This is a genomic window from Citrobacter sp. ANG330 (genome assembly GCF_047467925.1).
Classification (GTDB): Bacteria; Pseudomonadota; Gammaproteobacteria; order Enterobacterales; family Enterobacteriaceae; genus Citrobacter_A; species Citrobacter_A amalonaticus_G.
The window spans coordinates 1-15,376 of the sequence record NZ_JASJUI010000016.1 but is presented as its reverse complement, the minus strand read 5'-3'; the positions used below and the strand labels follow the sequence as shown (position 1 = coordinate 15,376).

16 protein-coding genes and 1 riboswitch are annotated in these 15,376 nt (G+C 56.0%); of the genes, 8 read left to right on the top strand and 8 right to left on the bottom strand.

Features of this window, described 5'->3' with window-relative positions:
• Position 1 precedes the first annotated feature (1 nt).
• The 5 genes from thiS to rsd form a co-directional block, all read right to left on the bottom strand.
• Positions 2-202: a sulfur carrier protein ThiS gene (gene thiS, locus QNN88_RS22130; RefSeq protein ID WP_414242070.1), complete on the bottom strand. Its 201-nt coding sequence runs from the start codon at positions 200-202 to the stop codon at positions 2-4.
• The gene (locus QNN88_RS22125; RefSeq protein WP_414242069.1) at positions 183-941 is read right to left on the bottom strand and encodes a HesA/MoeB/ThiF family protein; all 759 of its coding nucleotides are present in this window, start codon (positions 939-941) and stop codon (positions 183-185) included. Before QNN88_RS22125 ends, thiS begins: the two co-directional genes overlap by 20 nt.
• Entirely contained in the window at positions 934-1,569 is a 636-nt protein-coding gene (thiE, locus tag QNN88_RS22120; protein WP_414242068.1) for a thiamine phosphate synthase, read from the bottom strand. The genes QNN88_RS22125 and thiE overlap by 8 nt, the downstream gene beginning before the upstream one ends.
• Entirely contained in the window at positions 1,569-3,470 is a 1,902-nt protein-coding gene (gene thiC, locus QNN88_RS22115) for a phosphomethylpyrimidine synthase ThiC (RefSeq protein ID WP_414242067.1), read from the bottom strand. Before thiC ends, thiE begins: the two co-directional genes overlap by 1 nt.
• A gap of 86 nt (positions 3,471-3,556) precedes the next feature.
• Positions 3,557-3,666: riboswitch (TPP riboswitch) on the bottom strand.
• Positions 3,667-3,717: 51 nt separating this feature from the next.
• Positions 3,718-4,206: a sigma D regulator gene (gene rsd, locus QNN88_RS22110; protein WP_414242066.1), complete on the bottom strand. Its 489-nt coding sequence runs from the start codon at positions 4,204-4,206 to the stop codon at positions 3,718-3,720.
• A 96-nt stretch (positions 4,207-4,302) separates the two neighbouring features.
• Between rsd and nudC the strand changes: the two genes are divergently transcribed.
• The 6 genes from nudC to QNN88_RS22080 all read left to right on the top strand — a co-directional run bounded on the left by nudC (position 4,303) and on the right by QNN88_RS22080 (position 8,671).
• Positions 4,303-5,076 carry an NAD(+) diphosphatase gene (gene nudC / locus QNN88_RS22105; RefSeq protein ID WP_414242065.1) on the top strand — a complete coding sequence of 258 codons (774 nt, stop codon included), beginning with the start codon at positions 4,303-4,305 and terminating at the stop codon, positions 5,074-5,076.
• Positions 5,077-5,126: 50 nt separating this feature from the next.
• A complete protein-coding gene (hemE, locus tag QNN88_RS22100; protein WP_414242064.1) occupies positions 5,127-6,191 on the top strand; it encodes a uroporphyrinogen decarboxylase in 1,065 nt (354 codons plus the stop codon).
• A 9-nt stretch (positions 6,192-6,200) separates the two neighbouring features.
• Entirely contained in the window at positions 6,201-6,872 is a 672-nt protein-coding gene (gene nfi, locus QNN88_RS22095; protein ID WP_414242063.1) for a deoxyribonuclease V, read from the top strand.
• Between the two features lie 41 nt (positions 6,873-6,913).
• Positions 6,914-7,504: a YjaG family protein gene (locus tag QNN88_RS22090; RefSeq protein WP_414242062.1), complete on the top strand. Its 591-nt coding sequence runs from the start codon at positions 6,914-6,916 to the stop codon at positions 7,502-7,504.
• A 186-nt stretch (positions 7,505-7,690) separates the two neighbouring features.
• Complete coding sequence (hupA, locus tag QNN88_RS22085) at positions 7,691-7,963, top strand: nucleoid-associated protein HU-alpha (RefSeq protein ID WP_001044509.1); 273 nt, start codon at positions 7,691-7,693, stop codon at positions 7,961-7,963.
• Between the two features lie 12 nt (positions 7,964-7,975).
• Positions 7,976-8,671 (top strand): DUF1481 domain-containing protein, encoded by a 696-nt coding sequence (locus QNN88_RS22080; RefSeq protein ID WP_414242061.1) that lies wholly within the window; start codon positions 7,976-7,978, stop codon positions 8,669-8,671.
• Positions 8,672-8,757: 86 nt separating this feature from the next.
• On the opposite strand, the gene zraP is transcribed toward QNN88_RS22080, so the two are convergent.
• A complete protein-coding gene (gene zraP / locus QNN88_RS22075) occupies positions 8,758-9,192 on the bottom strand; it encodes a zinc resistance sensor/chaperone ZraP (RefSeq protein ID WP_414242060.1) in 435 nt (144 codons plus the stop codon).
• A 247-nt stretch (positions 9,193-9,439) separates the two neighbouring features.
• On the opposite strand from zraP, the gene zraS reads away from it, so the two are divergent.
• Together zraS and zraR are read left to right on the top strand one after the other, a co-directional pair.
• Positions 9,440-10,846, top strand: coding sequence for a two-component system sensor histidine kinase ZraS (zraS, locus tag QNN88_RS22070; RefSeq protein ID WP_414242059.1), 1,407 nt, complete (start codon positions 9,440-9,442; stop codon positions 10,844-10,846).
• Positions 10,843-12,168 carry a sigma-54-dependent response regulator transcription factor ZraR gene (gene zraR / locus QNN88_RS22065; RefSeq protein ID WP_414242058.1) on the top strand — a complete coding sequence of 442 codons (1,326 nt, stop codon included), beginning with the start codon at positions 10,843-10,845 and terminating at the stop codon, positions 12,166-12,168. Before zraS ends, zraR begins: the two co-directional genes overlap by 4 nt.
• On the opposite strand, the gene purD is transcribed toward zraR, so the two are convergent.
• Complete coding sequence (gene purD / locus QNN88_RS22060; protein WP_414242057.1) at positions 12,165-13,454, bottom strand: phosphoribosylamine--glycine ligase; 1,290 nt, start codon at positions 13,452-13,454, stop codon at positions 12,165-12,167. The genes zraR and purD overlap by 4 nt on opposite strands.
• Before the next feature lie 11 nt (positions 13,455-13,465).
• Positions 13,466-15,055 carry a bifunctional phosphoribosylaminoimidazolecarboxamide formyltransferase/IMP cyclohydrolase gene (purH, locus tag QNN88_RS22055; RefSeq protein ID WP_414242056.1) on the bottom strand — a complete coding sequence of 530 codons (1,590 nt, stop codon included), beginning with the start codon at positions 15,053-15,055 and terminating at the stop codon, positions 13,466-13,468.
• Positions 15,056-15,376: the final 321 nt, after the last annotated feature.

Genomic DNA, 15,376 nt, shown 5'->3' with positions numbered 1-15,376 from the left:
TTCAACCCCCAGCGATAACCTGAAAAAGCAGGATCTGGTCGCCTTCCTGCACGATATGCTGATCCCACTGCTCGCGCGGTAAAATTTGTTGATTCAGCGCCAGGGCGGTGCCGGGTGTTAACTGATTCAACTGAATTAGCAGCGTATGCACGGAGAGTCCCTCTGCGCACTGCATCGGCTCATCATTGAACTGTATTTGCATGTCGCCCCCCGCACACCGGACACCCGCTGGCGCGGCGTAATGCCAGGCTGCGCCACTGGCTGGTTTTGCCGTCAAACAGACGCAATTCGCCGCCGGCTGTCTCCATACCGCTGAGCAGTTTGATCGCTTCCAGCGCCTGCAGGGTACCCATCACACCGACTACCGGACCGACAACGCCCGCGGTACGACAGTTGCGCTCGGGCTCTGCATCGTCTGGCCATAAGCAGCGGTAGCAGCCCTGTGACCAGGGTGGGGTCAGCACCATCAACTGGCCGCCAAAACCGACCGCGCTGGCGGTGATAAGCGGGGTATCGAGCGTCACGCAGGCGGCGTTAATTTCCTGACGCGTCGCCATGTTGTCGGTGCAGTCGAGCACCACGTCGGCTTTCGCCACGGCATGGTGAAGGGCATTTCCTGTCAGACGCTGCGGGATTGAGATCAGTTCGATATCCGGATTGAGTCGCGCCAGCCGCTGCTGTGCAACCTGCGATTTAGCGCGGGCAATGTCATCCGTGGTGAACAGGATCTGCCGTTGCAGGTTGCTGAGATGAACCTCATCGTCGTCAGCCAGCACCAGCGTGCCAATACCGGCTCCGGCCAGATACAGCGCGGCCGGGGAGCCTAATCCGCCCAGCCCGACGATCAGCACGCGGCTGGCAAGCAGCTTTTGCTGACCGTCAATGGCGATCTCGCCGAGCAACATCTGTCGGCTGTAACGCATAAAGTCACGGTCATTCATCGCCGACTCCTGCTATTGCAAGCAACTTCGCGGTGGCGGCGCGCCAGTCTGCTGCCTGGGTAATGGCACTGACAACCGCGATGCTGCCCACTCCGGTCGACAATACCGCTGGCGCACGGGCCAGGCTGATCCCGCCGATGGCGACGGTTGGGTAACCATTCAGACGATTGATATGACGCGCGAGCTGTTCCAGTCCCTGCGGCGCGGACGGCATCTGCTTAGTTTGCGTCGGGAAGACATGGCCGAGTGCGATATAGGAGGGACGTGCAGCCAGCGCCACGTCGATCTCCATGTCATCGTGCGTCGAGACGCCCAGGCGTAATCCCGCCGTTTGAATCGCCTTCAGATCGGTGGTTTCCAGGTCTTCCTGGCCCAGATGTACGCCATAGGCGCGGTGTTTAATCGCCAGTCGCCAGTAATCGTTAATGAACAACCGGGCGTTGTAGTTCCGCCCCAGTTCGATGGCGGCCACCACGTCGGCTTCCACCTCTTCATCGCGTTTATCTTTGATGCGTAGCTGAAGCGTTCGCACACCCGCATCCAGCAGACGTTCAATCCACGTCACGCTGTCGACAACCGGATAGAGCCCTAAACGGAAGGGGACCGTTGGAAAATCAGGATGAACCATCAGGCTTCCTCCTTTTTCAGGTAAATTTCGCCGCCTCTGGCGCGGAAGGTTTCTGACATATCCGCCATTCCCACTTCGATGGTCTGCGCGGCGGCGTAGTCGCGCACCTCCTGGCTTATTTTCATCGAGCAGAATTTGGGGCCGCACATGGAGCAGAAGTGCGCGACTTTACCGGATTCCTGCGGTAGGGTTTCGTCGTGGTAAGCGCGGGCGGTAAACGGATCGAGCGCCAGGTTAAACTGGTCTTCCCAGCGAAATTCGAAACGCGCTTTCGACATCGCGTTATCGCGGATCTGCGCGCCAGGATGCCCCTTCGCCAGATCGGCGGCGTGCGCGGCTATTTTGTAGGTTATCAGCCCTTGTTTCACATCCTCTTTGTTCGGCAGACCGAGGTGCTCTTTTGGCGTGACGTAACAGAGCATTGCGCAGCCAAACCAGCCGATCATCGCCGCGCCAATCCCCGAAGTGAAGTGATCGTAGCCCGGCGCGATGTCGGTCGTTAGCGGGCCTAAGGTATAAAATGGCGCTTCATGGCAATGCTCCAGCTCTTCACTCATGTTGCGACGGATCATCTGCATCGGCACATGGCCCGGACCTTCAATCATCACCTGCACATCGTATTCCCAGGCGATTTGGGTTAACTCTCCCAGCGTACGCAGTTCTGAGAATTGCGCCTCGTCGTTGGCGTCCTGAATGGAGCCTGGGCGCAGACCATCGCCAAGCGACAGCGAAACATCATAGGCGGCGCAGATTTCGCAAATCTCGCGGAAGTGCTCGTAGAGGAAGTTCTCCTTGTGATGAGAGAGGCACCATTTCGCCATGATCGAACCGCCGCGTGAGACGATCCCCGTGAGGCGTTTCGCGGTCATCGGCACAAAGCGCAACAGCACGCCGGCATGGATAGTGAAATAGTCCACACCCTGTTCAGCCTGCTCCAGCAGCGTATCGCGGAAGGCTTCCCAGGTCAGATCTTCGGCGATCCCGTTGACCTTCTCCAGTGCCTGATAGATCGGTACGGTACCGATCGGCACCGGACTGTTGCGCAGGATCCACTCGCGGGTTTCGTGAATATAGCGGCCGGTAGAAAGGTCCATCACGGTGTCCGCTCCCCAGCGTGTCGACCAGACCAGTTTTTCCACTTCTTCTTCGATGGAGGAGGTGACCGCAGAGTTACCGATGTTGGCATTCACCTTCACCAGGAAGTTGCGACCAATAATCATTGGTTCGGACTCCGGGTGATTAATGTTCGCGGGGATGATCGCCCGTCCGGCGGCCACTTCGTCACGCACGAATTCTGGCGTGATGTTCTCCGGCAGGCGTGCGCCAAAGCCTTCACCCGGATGCTGCTGGCGTAACACTTCACTGCGGATGCGTTCACGGCCCATGTTTTCACGGATGGCGATAAATTCCATTTCCGGGGTGACTATCCCTTGGCGGGCGTAGTGCAACTGAGTCACGCATTTACCCGCTTTGGCGCGTTTTGGCGTCAGCAGGCCGGTGAAGCGCAGCTCGTCCAGACCGTCGTCGGCCAGACGCGCTTTGGTATAAGCAGAACTGCGGTCAGTTAAGGTTTCGCTGTCGTTACGGGCATCAATCCACGGCTGGCGCAGTTTCGCCAGCCCCTGCTGAACGTTAATCGCCACCTCCGGATCGCCGTACGGACCGGAGGTGTCGTACACCGGAATCGCTTCGTTTTCTTCAAACTGTGGGTTTTCTTTGCTGCCGCCGATGAGCGTCGGGCTAAGCTGGATCTCCCGCATCGGGACGCGAATATCGTGCTGTGAACCAGTGATGTAGATCCGTTTTGAGTTCGGGAAGGCCGTGCCTTCCAGCGTGTCGATAAAGTGTTGTGCTTGCGCGCGCTGTTCGCGGCGGGATGGTTTCGTAGTAGTTGCAGACATAGCTCATTCCAAAAAAGTAAGGAGATGGCTTGTCAGACGACGGATGGAGTAATAGATGTGCGCTGCCCGCTAAGGCTTACGCATAAAGCAGAATTACTCTTGTTCCCTTCGCAGGTTTTAACCTGATCAGGTTCCGCGGATCCCGAATTAACGGTCTCAGCCTACGCTTTCGCGTAAGGCACTCCGACAAGATGTAACCTCTTTCACAGAGGCAATGTGGGTAAATTACGCGTTAAACGCGCAGAACTCAAGCAGGACGTTTGATGGCTGCACTGTCGTGCATCGCGTCAAAGACCAGCATGATCAGCTTATCTTCAAGGGCAAACCGGGCTTCCAGCGCTTCGCCGAGATCGGATAGAACCTGTTGAAATTCCAGACAGTTATCGTGATCTATCGCCGTTTCCAGACTGGAATCATAGTATTCCATGATGCGTTGCGTGTTCGCTTCCAGCAGCGGCCAGATTTTTGTCGCTTTTAAAAGCTGACCGTTGCCTTCCAATTTATGCAGAATACGTTCATAAATACTGAAGTGTCCGGTGGAGAGATAGTCGACCAGGCTCTGACAAAAATCATCAAGCGCTTTTTCATTCAGCCGCATGTACGATTCTTTGCCAGGCTTAATGCCAACCAGATTGTAGTAAGCCACGAGCAGATGCTTACGTATATGTAGCCAGCGATCAACCAGTTTGTTACTTCCTCTGACGCGCTCTGTCAGGTCTTCCAGCTGGTTTAGCATGATTGACTCCGCACTGTAGATTTAAAAACTGCTCACGCAGGAATTGTAAAAATAATGTTATCAACATGCCAGTGAAGCAAGGGTAGCGCAAGAGCTATGGATCGTATTATTGAAAAATTAGATCACGGCTGGTGGATAGTCAGTCATGAACAAAAATTATGGTTGCCTCACGGCGAATTGCCCCATGGCGATGCGGTGAATTTTGATCTTGTCGGCGCGCGCGCGCTGCACATTGGAGAGTGGCAAGGCGAGCCCGTCTGGCTGGTGCAACAGCATCGCCGCCAGGATATGGGCTCGGTGCGTCAGGTGATCGATCAGGATGTGGGGCTGTTTCAACTGGCGGGGCGTGGGGTACAACTGGCGGAATTCTACCGTTCGCATAAATTCTGCGGCTATTGCGGGCACCCCATGCATGCCAGTAAAACCGAGTGGGCGATGCTCTGTACCCACTGCCGCGAACGCTATTATCCGCAAATCGCCCCCTGCATTATCGTCGCCATTCGTCGCGAAGATTCCATCCTGCTTGCCCAACACGTTCGCCATCGCAACGGTGTGCACACCGTGCTCGCCGGATTTGTTGAGGTGGGGGAAACCTTAGAGCAGGCGGTGGCCCGTGAGGTGATGGAAGAGAGCGGTATTAAAGTCAAAAATCTGCGTTACGTGACTTCTCAGCCGTGGCCCTTCCCGATGTCGCTGATGACTGCGTTTATGGCGGAATATGACAGCGGCGACATTGTTATCGACCCGAAGGAGCTACTGGAGGCGAACTGGTATCGCTACGATGATTTACCGCTTCTGCCGCCGCCAGGTACCGTCGCACGGCGTTTGATTGAAGATACCGTGGCAATGTGCCGGGCCGAGTACGAGTAAAGAACGAGTAGTGTTACACTGGCGGCCTGACGCAATAAGGAACTGCAAAAATGACCGAACTGAAGAACGATCGTTATCTGCGTGCGCTGCTGCGCCAGCCCGTTGATGTCACCCCGGTATGGATGATGCGCCAGGCGGGCCGCTATTTACCGGAGTATAAAGCCACTCGCGCGCAGGCGGGCGATTTTATGTCGCTGTGCAAAAATGCCGAGCTGGCTTGCGAAGTCACGCTCCAGCCGCTGCGCCGTTTCCCGCTTGATGCGGCGATCCTCTTCTCGGATATTCTGACCATTCCGGATGCGATGGGGCTGGGGCTCTGGTTTGAAGCCGGAGAAGGCCCGCGCTTTACCGCACCGGTCGCCTGCAAAGCCGATGTCGACAAACTGCCGGTTCCCGACCCGGAAGATGAACTGGGCTACGTGATGAACGCGGTACGCACGATTCGTCGCGAGCTGAAAGGCGATGTGCCGCTGATTGGTTTTTCCGGTAGTCCATGGACGCTGGCGACCTACATGGTGGAAGGCGGCAGTAGCAAAGCCTTTACCGTGATTAAAAAGATGATGTATGCCGATCCGAAAACGCTGCACGCACTGCTCGATAAGCTCGCGAAGAGCGTCACGCTGTATCTTAACGCGCAAATCAAAGCGGGCGCGCAATCGGTGATGATTTTCGATACCTGGGGCGGCGTGCTGACCGGGCGCGATTATCAGCAGTTCTCGCTCTATTACATGCACAAAATTGTTGATGGCCTGCTGCGTGAAAACGACGGTCGCCGCGTGCCGGTAACGCTGTTTACCAAGGGAGGCGGACAGTGGCTGGAAGCGATGGCGGAAACCGGCTGCGATGCGCTTGGACTCGACTGGACGACCGATATTGCCGATGCGCGTCGTCGCGTGGGACACAAGGTCGCTTTACAGGGCAACATGGATCCTTCCATGCTCTATGCGCCTCCTGCGCGGATCGAAGAAGAAGTGGCGTCTATACTTTCTGGTTTCGGCCAGGGAGAAGGCCATGTCTTTAACCTCGGTCACGGCATCCACCAGGACGTGCCGCCAGAACATGCTGGCGCATTTGTGGAGGCGGTGCACCGATTGTCTGCGCAATACCACCGCTAAGGAGACAATATGGACCTCGCGTCACTACGCGCTCAACAACTTGAACTGGCCTCATCTGTGATCCGCGAGGATCGATTTGATAACGATCCGCCGGATCTGATCGGGGGGGCTGATGTGGGGTTTGAGCAGGGCGGAGAGGTGACGCGGGCGGCGATGGTTTTGCTGAAATATCCCTCTCTGGAGCTGGTTGAATACAAGGTGGCGCGCATCGCCACCACCATGCCCTATATCCCCGGTTTTCTTTCGTTTCGTGAATATCCTGCGCTGTTGGCGGCGTGGGAGCTACTCTCGCAAAAACCCGATTTACTGTTTGTCGATGGGCATGGCATTTCGCATCCGCGTCGTCTCGGCGTGGCCAGCCATTTCGGGCTGCTGGTGGATGTCCCGACCATTGGTGTGGCGAAAAAGCGGCTGTGCGGTAAGTTTGAACCTCTCTGTGCTGAACCGGGCGCGCTGGCGCCGCTGATCGACAAAGGCGAACAGCTGGCGTGGGTCTGGCGCAGCAAAGCGCGCTGTAATCCGCTGTTTATCGCTACGGGTCATCGCGTCGGGCTGGACAGCGCGCTGGCGTGGGTTCAACGTTGTATGAAAGGCTATCGCCTACCGGAGCCGACCCGCTGGGCGGATGCCGTGGCATCCGGGCGTCCGGCCTTCACGCGTTGGCAGGAAATTCAGCCCTGATTGATGTACACTGCCGCTAATTTCCGATTCGAGAATTCATCATGTTACAAAACCCCATTCATTTGCGTCTGGAACGCCTGGAAAGCTGGCAGCACGTCACCTTTATGGCCTGTCTGTGTGAACGCATGTATCCAAACTATGCCATGTTCTGCCAACAGACCGGGTTTGGCGACGGTCAGGTTTATCGTCGCATTCTGGATCTAATCTGGGAAACGCTGACGGTTAAAGACGCAAAAGTGAATTTCGACAGCCAGCTTGAGAAGTTTGAAGAAGCGATCCCGGCAGCCGATGATTTTGACCTGTACGGCGTTTATCCGGCCATTGATGCCTGCGTGGCGCTAAGTGAACTGGTTCATTCGCGTCTGAGCGGCGAGACGCTGGAACACGCCATTGAAGTCAGCAAGACGTCCATTACCACCGTTGCGATGCTGGAAATGACCCAGGCTGGTCGCGAAATGAGCGATGAAGAGCTAAAAGATAACCCGGCGGTAGAGCAAGAATGGGATATCCAGTGGGAAATATTCCGACTTTTAGCCGACTGTGAAGAACGCGACATTGAACTGATAAAAGGGCTTAGAGCAGACCTGCGTGAGGCTGGCGAGAGCAATATCGGTATAAATTTGCAGCAGTAAGACACGAAAACGTGATTTAACGTCTGAATTGTCGTGCCTGAAGGCTTCCCTTCCGCCCCCCGTCTGGTCTACATTTGGAGGGCGAAAAAAAGTGGCTATCGGTGCGTGTATGCAGGAGAGTGCTTTTCTGGCATTTCCGTCGCACTCGATGCTTAGCAAGCGATAAACACATTGTAAGGATAACTTATGAACAAGACTCAACTGATTGATGTAATTGCAGACAAAGCAGAACTGTCCAAAACCCAGGCTAAAGCTGCTCTGGAATCCACTCTGGCTGCTATTACTGAGTCTCTGAAAGAAGGCGATGCTGTACAACTGGTTGGTTTCGGTACCTTCAAAGTGAACCACCGTGCTGAGCGCACTGGCCGCAACCCGCAGACCGGTAAAGAAATCAAAATTGCCGCTGCTAACGTACCGGCGTTTGTTTCTGGTAAAGCACTGAAAGACGCAGTTAAGTAAGACCGCGTGGCTGTGAACAGTTTTAATGAAGGGGCGGTTTCGCCCCTTTCGTCTGTCTGGCGTCGCACGTTGACGTTAGCTGGCGTGCTGTTGCTGACGGCCTGTAGCCATAACGCCTCTCCTCCACCGTTTACCGCCAGCGGGTTTGCTGACAACCAGGGCGCAGTGCGTATCTGGCGAAAAGATTCCGCTGATGGCGTGCATTTGCTTTCGGTATTTAGTCCATGGCGTAATGGTAGTACCACCACCAGCGAGTACCGCTGGCAGGGCGAGTCTCTCTCGTTGATAGAACTCAATATTTATGACAAACCACCGGAGCATATCCGCGTGCGCTTTGACGATCGCGGCGAGCTAAGCTTTATGCAGCGCGAAGTCGATGGTCATAAACAGCAGTTGTCGAACGACCAGATCGAATTATATCGTTATCGCGCCGGGCAGATTCGTCAGACCAGTGACGCCTTGCGTGAAGGACGAGTAGTATTGCGCCAGGGGCGCTGGCATGCGGCTGAACGTGCGGTTACCACCTGCGAAGGCGAGACGATTAAACCGGATTTAGATGCCAGGGCGATGAGTCATATTGAACGCCGCCAGAGCCATTCATCTGTTGATGTCAGCGTGGCGTGGCTGGAGGCGCCAGAAGGGGCACAGCTTCTGCTGGTGGCGAATTCCGACTTCTGCCACTGGCAGCCAAAAGAAAAAACGTTCTGATGGGTGCCGGATGGCGGCTTACGCCTTATCCGGCCTACAGACTGTCTGGTGTAGGCCTGATATGCGTAGCGCCATCAGGCAAAACATTACCAGTGTCCCATTCCCATGTGACCGCCACGACCACCGCATCCGCCGTAGCCCATTCCCATACCTCCAGAGATACCGGCCTGAGCCATGGCGACATCCCGTTTCACCCGCTGTTCATCCAGTGACTGTCTTAACGAGTCCATCTCTTTCGCCACCGCATTAATTTTGGCGGTATCGGGCGGATTCGTCGCTAACAACGCGTTGTACTCATAGCGTTTGGACATCAGTTGCTGGCGAAGGGCGTTAGTCTGGTTGTAAAAGTCATTATGGATTTTCTGCGCGGCAGCCTGCTGCTCTGCGTTCAGACTACCGCCATTCTGTTGCCACATGCCGCCGCCGTTTCCCCAGTGATGTCGTGCCAGTGCCGGGCTGGAGCCCAGTACCATCAGAGAGAGCGCGATCAGTGCCAGGCCTGCTTTGGTGTTCCGTTTCATGATTTATCCTCCTGTGGGTCATCTTACTTCCTGTAGTGCATCTTCCGTGCCAGAGGCGCGCTCCGCCAACGGCGCGGAGTCTGGTCAGGCGTGAGTTCAGAAAGTGAGTAAAAATGACTCGCCCGTAAGATGCACCGGGTCATTTTTACCCGGTGGTATCGGCAGTTTGTGTGGCGAGACAGGGATAGCAGACACGAAACATGGCATGATTTCTGCTGAGCAAAAGGGAACAGGTCACAGAGAGCTGATGGGATTTATGCGAGGACATACGGATACGGTTGCCAGATGGTTGAGCGGGGTGCTGCCTGCTGTCATCCTGATTCTGGTCGGGTTGTTTGCGGTAGTGGTGATCCGCGATTACGGGCGAGAAAGCGCAGCGGCTCGTCAGACGTTGCTGGAAAAGGGCAGCGTGCTGATTCGTGCGCTGGAATCAGGAACGCGTGTGGGCATGGGGATGCGAATGCATCATGCCCAGCAACAAACGCTGCTTGAAGAGATGGCGGGACAGCCTGGGGTTCTCTGGTTTGCGGTGACGGATGCGCAGGGCAATGTGGTGATGCACAGCGATCCAACCCTGGTAGGGAAAACGCTCTACTCGCCAGCAGAGATGCAAACATTACATCCGGCAGAAGAGGCGCAGTGGCGTGCGATTGACGGGACGGATGCGCAAGGGGAACCCGTGCCGGCGGTGGAGATCTACCGTCAGTTCCAGCCGCTGTTTACCCCTGGTCGACACGGCATGCGGAATATGCCGCGTTGCGAGAGCGAACCGCCCATCTTCGCGCAGCAGACCATTTTTATCGCTTTTGATGCCCGTGATTTAGCCATTACGCAAGCGCGCGAGTGGCGCAATATGCTGATTATGCTTTTTGCGCTGAGCACCGTTCTGCTGGCGACGCTACTGACCTTCTTCTGGTACCGGCGTTACCTGCGTTCCCGCCAGCTTTTACAAGATGAGATGAGCCGCAAAGAGAAGTTGGTGGCACTGGGACATCTGGCGGCAGGGGTCGCGCACGAGATTCGTAATCCGCTTTCTTCCATCAAAGGGCTGGCAAAATATTTTGCTGAGCGTGCGCCGGCGGGGGGAGAAGCGCATGAACTGGCGCAGGTAATGGCGAAAGAGGCCGATCGTTTGAACCGGGTAGTGAGCGAGCTGCTGGAGCTGGTAAAACCGGCGCACTTATCCCTGCAGTCGGTGGATCTGAATACGGTGATTGCGCACTCTCTGCAACTGGTCAGCCAGGATGCGCAGAGCCGGGAGATTGCACTGCAATTTGTCCCTGACAACGCTTTGCCGCGCATTCAGGCTGACCCGGACCGACTGACGCAGGTGTTACTGAATCTTTATCTGAACGCGATTCATGCCATCGATCGGCAGGGGACCATCCGTGTGTCAGCGAGCACAAGCGGTGCCGATCGGGTTAAAATCACCGTCGCTGACAGCGGGAAAGGAATTGCGCCGGAGCAACTGGCGGCTATTTTCACCCCCTACTTCACAACTAAAGCAGATGGAACGGGACTGGGACTGGCGGTGGTTCAGAACATTATTGAACAACATGGCGGGACGATTCAGGCGGACAGCCTGCCAGGTAAGGGCGCAACGTTCACCCTCTGGCTCCCGGTGACGTTAACACGTAAGGATTCACAAGGATGACTCGTGCAAAGATCGACATTCTGGTGGTGGATGACGACGTCAGCCACTGCACCATTTTACAGGCACTACTGCGAGGATGGGGCTACGACGTTGCGCTGGCCTATAGCGGACGCGCCGCTCTTGAGCTGGTGCGTGAGCATGTCTTCGATCTCGTCCTGTGCGATGTCCGCATGGCGGAGATGGACGGCATCGAGACGCTGAAAGAGATCAAGGCGCTGAATCCGGCCATTCCGGTACTGATCATGACCGCGTTTTCCAGCGTGGAGACGGCGGTCGAGGCGCTCAAGACCGGCGCGCTGGATTACTTAATCAAACCGCTGGATTTTGACACGTTACAAACGACGCTGGAAAACGCGCTGGCGCATACGCGAGAGTCTGACAGTGAGTTGCCGTCAGTTTCCGCCTCGCAGTTTGGGATGATTGGGAAAAGCCCGGCGATGCAGCAACTGCTGAATGAGATCGCGATGGTCGCCCCTTCGGATGCGACCGTGCTGATTCATGGTGACTCCGGTACAGGAAAAGAGCTGGTGGCGCGTGCGCTGCATGCCAGCAGCGCACGGTGTGACAAACCGCTGGTGACACTGAACTGCGCGGCACTCAACGAATCGCTGCTGGAATCTGAGCTGTTCGGTCATGAGAAAGGGGCGTTTACCGGGGCCGATCGGCGGCGGGAAGGGCGCTTTGTTGAAGCTAACGGCGGTACGCTGTTTCTGGATGAGATTGGCGATATCTCTCCAATGATGCAGGTTCGTTTATTGCGGGCGATACAGGAGCGCGAAGTTCAGCGCGTGGGCAGCAACCAGACGCTCTCGGTGGATGTTCGACTGATCGCCGCGACCCATCGCGATCTGGCGCAAGAGGTGCAGGCCGGACGTTTTCGTCAGGATCTCTACTATCGCCTGAACGTGGTGACTATTGAAACGCCGTCGCTGCGCCAGCGGCGGGAAGATATCCCCCTGTTGGCTGACCACTTTCGCCAGCGGTTTGCTGAACGTAACCGTAAGGCGGTGAAAGGGTTTACCCCACGGGCGATGGATCTGCTGATTCACTACGACTGGCCGGGGAATATTCGCGAGCTGGAAAATGCGATTGAACGTTCGGTTGTTTTGCTAACCGGAGAGTATATTTCTGAACGCGAGCTGCCGCTGGCGATCGCGAGTCAGCCGCTGCCGCTTATGACGGAACAGACCATTCAGCCGCTGGTGGAAGTCGAAAAAGAGGTGATTCTGGCGGCTCTGGAAAAAACGGGCGGCAACAAAACGGAAGCCGCCCGTCAGCTAGGGATTACGCGAAAGACGCTGTTGGCGAAACTGTCGCGTTAGTTCTGTTCACGCTCAATGGCGCGCCAGCCGATGTCTTTACGGCAGAAACAGTCTTCCCAGTGGATATCGGTCATTAAGGCATAGGCGCGTTTTTGCGCCTCTGCCACCGTGTCACCCAGCGCAGTGACGCACAGTACGCGACCACCGCTGGTGACAACCTGCTCGTTATCGTCCAGTCGGGTGCCGGCGTGGAACACTTTGCCATCTGCCACTTCTTCCAGCGGCAGACCGTGGATCACATCACCGGTGCGGTAATCGCCAGGATAACCGCCCGCTGCCATCACCACGCCAAGCGAGGCGCGATCATCCCACTCTGATTTTTGCTCATCCAGTTTGCCTTCGCAGGCAGCAAGGCAAAGCTCAACCAGATCGGATTTCATACGCAGCATGATGGGCTGGGTTTCCGGATCGCCAAAACGGCAGTTAAATTCGATCACCTTCGGATTGCCCTGTTTGTCGATCATCAGACCGGCATACAGGAAACCCGTATAGGTGTTACCTTCTGCCGCCATGCCTTTGACGGTTGGCCAGATGATACGTTCCATCGTGCGCTGGTGGACGACATCCGTCACTACCGGCGCCGGAGAATAAGCGCCCATACCGCCGGTGTTCAGGCCGGTATCACCATCGCCTACGCGCTTATGATCCTGACTGGTCGCCATCGGCAAGACGTGCTCACCGTCGACCATCACGATAAAGCTCGCTTCTTCGCCATCGAGGAACTCTTCGATCACGATGCGATGACCCGCATCGCCAAACGCGTTGCCTGCCAGCATGTCATGAACGGCAGCTTCGGCTTCTTCCAGCGTCATTGCGACAATCACACCCTTACCGGCAGCCAGACCGTCAGCCTTAATGACGATCGGCGCGCCTTTCTCACGCAGATATGCGAGGGCCGGTTCGATCTCCGTAAAGTTCTGATATTCCGCCGTCGGGATGTGATGACGTGCGAGGAAGTCTTTGGTGAAGGCTTTGGAACCTTCCAGTTGTGCCGCGCCTGCGGTTGGGCCGAAGATTTTCAGTCCCCCCGCACGGAAGGTATCGACCACGCCTTTCACCAGCGGGGCTTCCGGGCCGACGATCGTCAGGTCGATTTTCTCGCTCTGGGCAAAATTCAGCAGCGCCGGAATATCGGTGGCGCTGATGGCAACGTTTTGCAGCGTCGGTTCCAGCGCGGTGCCGGCATTACCCGGGGCGACAAACACGGTTTCCACTTTCGGCGACTGGGCCGCTTTCCAGGCCAGCGCGTGTTCGCGCCCGCCGTTTCCGATAATTAATACTTTCATGACTCGCTCCATTAATGGCGGAAGTGACGCATGTCGGTGAAGATCATCGCAATGCCATGTTCGTCGGCGGCGGCAATCACTTCATCATCACGGATAGAGCCGCCAGGCTGGATCACGCAGCTCACGCCTACAGCGGCAGCGGCATCAATACCATCGCGGAATGGGAAGAAAGCGTCAGAGGCCATAGCGGAACCTTTCACTTCCAGACCTTCATCAGCGGCTTTGATCCCGGCAATTTTGGCTGAATAGACGCGGCTCATCTGGCCTGCGCCAATACCAATAGTCATGTTCTCTTTGGCGTAAACAATGGCGTTGGATTTCACGAACTTCGCGACCTTCCAGCAGAACAGCGCGTCACGCAGCTCCTGTTCGGTCGGCTGGCGCTTCGTCACCACGCGCAGCTCGCTTTCGCTCACCATACCCAGATCGCGGTCCTGCACCAGTAAACCGCCGTTAACACGTTTGAAATCCAGACCCGGCACGCGCTCAGCCCATTGACCACAGGTCAGAACGCGCACGTTCTGTTTGGCCGCCGTGATTTTCAGCGCCTCTTGTGAAGCAGACGGGGCAATAATCACTTCAACAAACTGACGGGAGATGATGGCCTGCGCCGTTTCAGCATCCAGTTCGCGGTTAAAGGCGATGATGCCGCCAAACGCGGAGGTTGGGTCCGTTTTGTATGCGCGGTCGTAAGCATCCAGAATAGAAGAACTTACCGCAACGCCGCATGGGTTGGCATGCTTAACGATAACGCAGGCAGGCTCGCTGAACGCTTTGACACACTCCAGCGCCGCGTCGGTATCGGCGATATTGTTATAGGAAAGCGCTTTTCCCTGAACCTGTTGAGCGGTTGCGACGGAGGCTTCTTGTACATTCTCTTCTATATAGAAGGCAGCCTGCTGGTGGCTGTTCTCGCCGTAGCGCATATCCTGCTTCTTAATGAAGTTCAGGTTCAGCGTACGCGGGAAGCGACCCGCGGCTTCTTTGCTTTCACCGTGGTAGGCCGGAACCATACTGCCAAAGTAGTTGGCAATCATGCTGTCGTAGGCGGCGGTGTGTTCGAAGGCTTTAATCGCGAGGTCGAAACGGGTGTCAAGGGTCAAAGAACCGTCGTTGGCATCCATCTCTTTAATAATGGCATCGTAGTCGCTGCTCTTTACGACGATAGCGACATCTTTATGGTTCTTCGCGGCAGAGCGCACCATCGTCGGCCCGCCGATGTCGATGTTCTCTACAGCATCCTCCAGTGAGCAGCCTTCGCGGGCGACGGTCTGGGCGAACGGATAAAGGTTAACAACCACCATGTCGATGGGGGCGATGCCATGCTGTTCCATAATTCCGTCATCCTGACCGCGACGACCGAGAATACCGCCGTGTACTTTAGGATGCAGGGTTTTCACACGTCCATCCATCATTTCCGGGAAACCGGTGTAATCGGAAACTTCGGTCACCGGCAGACCTTTCTCTGCTAACAGACGGGCAGTGCCCCCTGTCGACAGCAGCTCCACACCGCGTGCGGAAAGTGCCTGGGCGAATTCGACGATACCGGCTTTGTCAGAAACACTGAGCAGAGCACGGCGGACTGGACGACGTTGTTGCATGGTAAATCCCCTGGATTTGACGATTACAGAGAGCGTTAGCTGAATTTTTCGTGAAAAACTCAGCTAACGCCCCTTACGGGGCATCCTTGTTTTGCGGTGGCATTGTAACGAAAACGTTTGCGCAACGCTCGCGAATTTTTCTTTTTCGATTCTGGTGCTGATTTTCTCTCTATATAGGATCGTTAACGGCAGGGAAGATCTGCTCAATGATCCCAACAATTGTGGATAAGTCTGTGTGTAAAAGGGTATAAAGCGGGGTTTTGCTGGGGAATGCAGCAGTCAGTCATTTTTCTGCAACTTTTCTATTGCGGATGCTCGGGA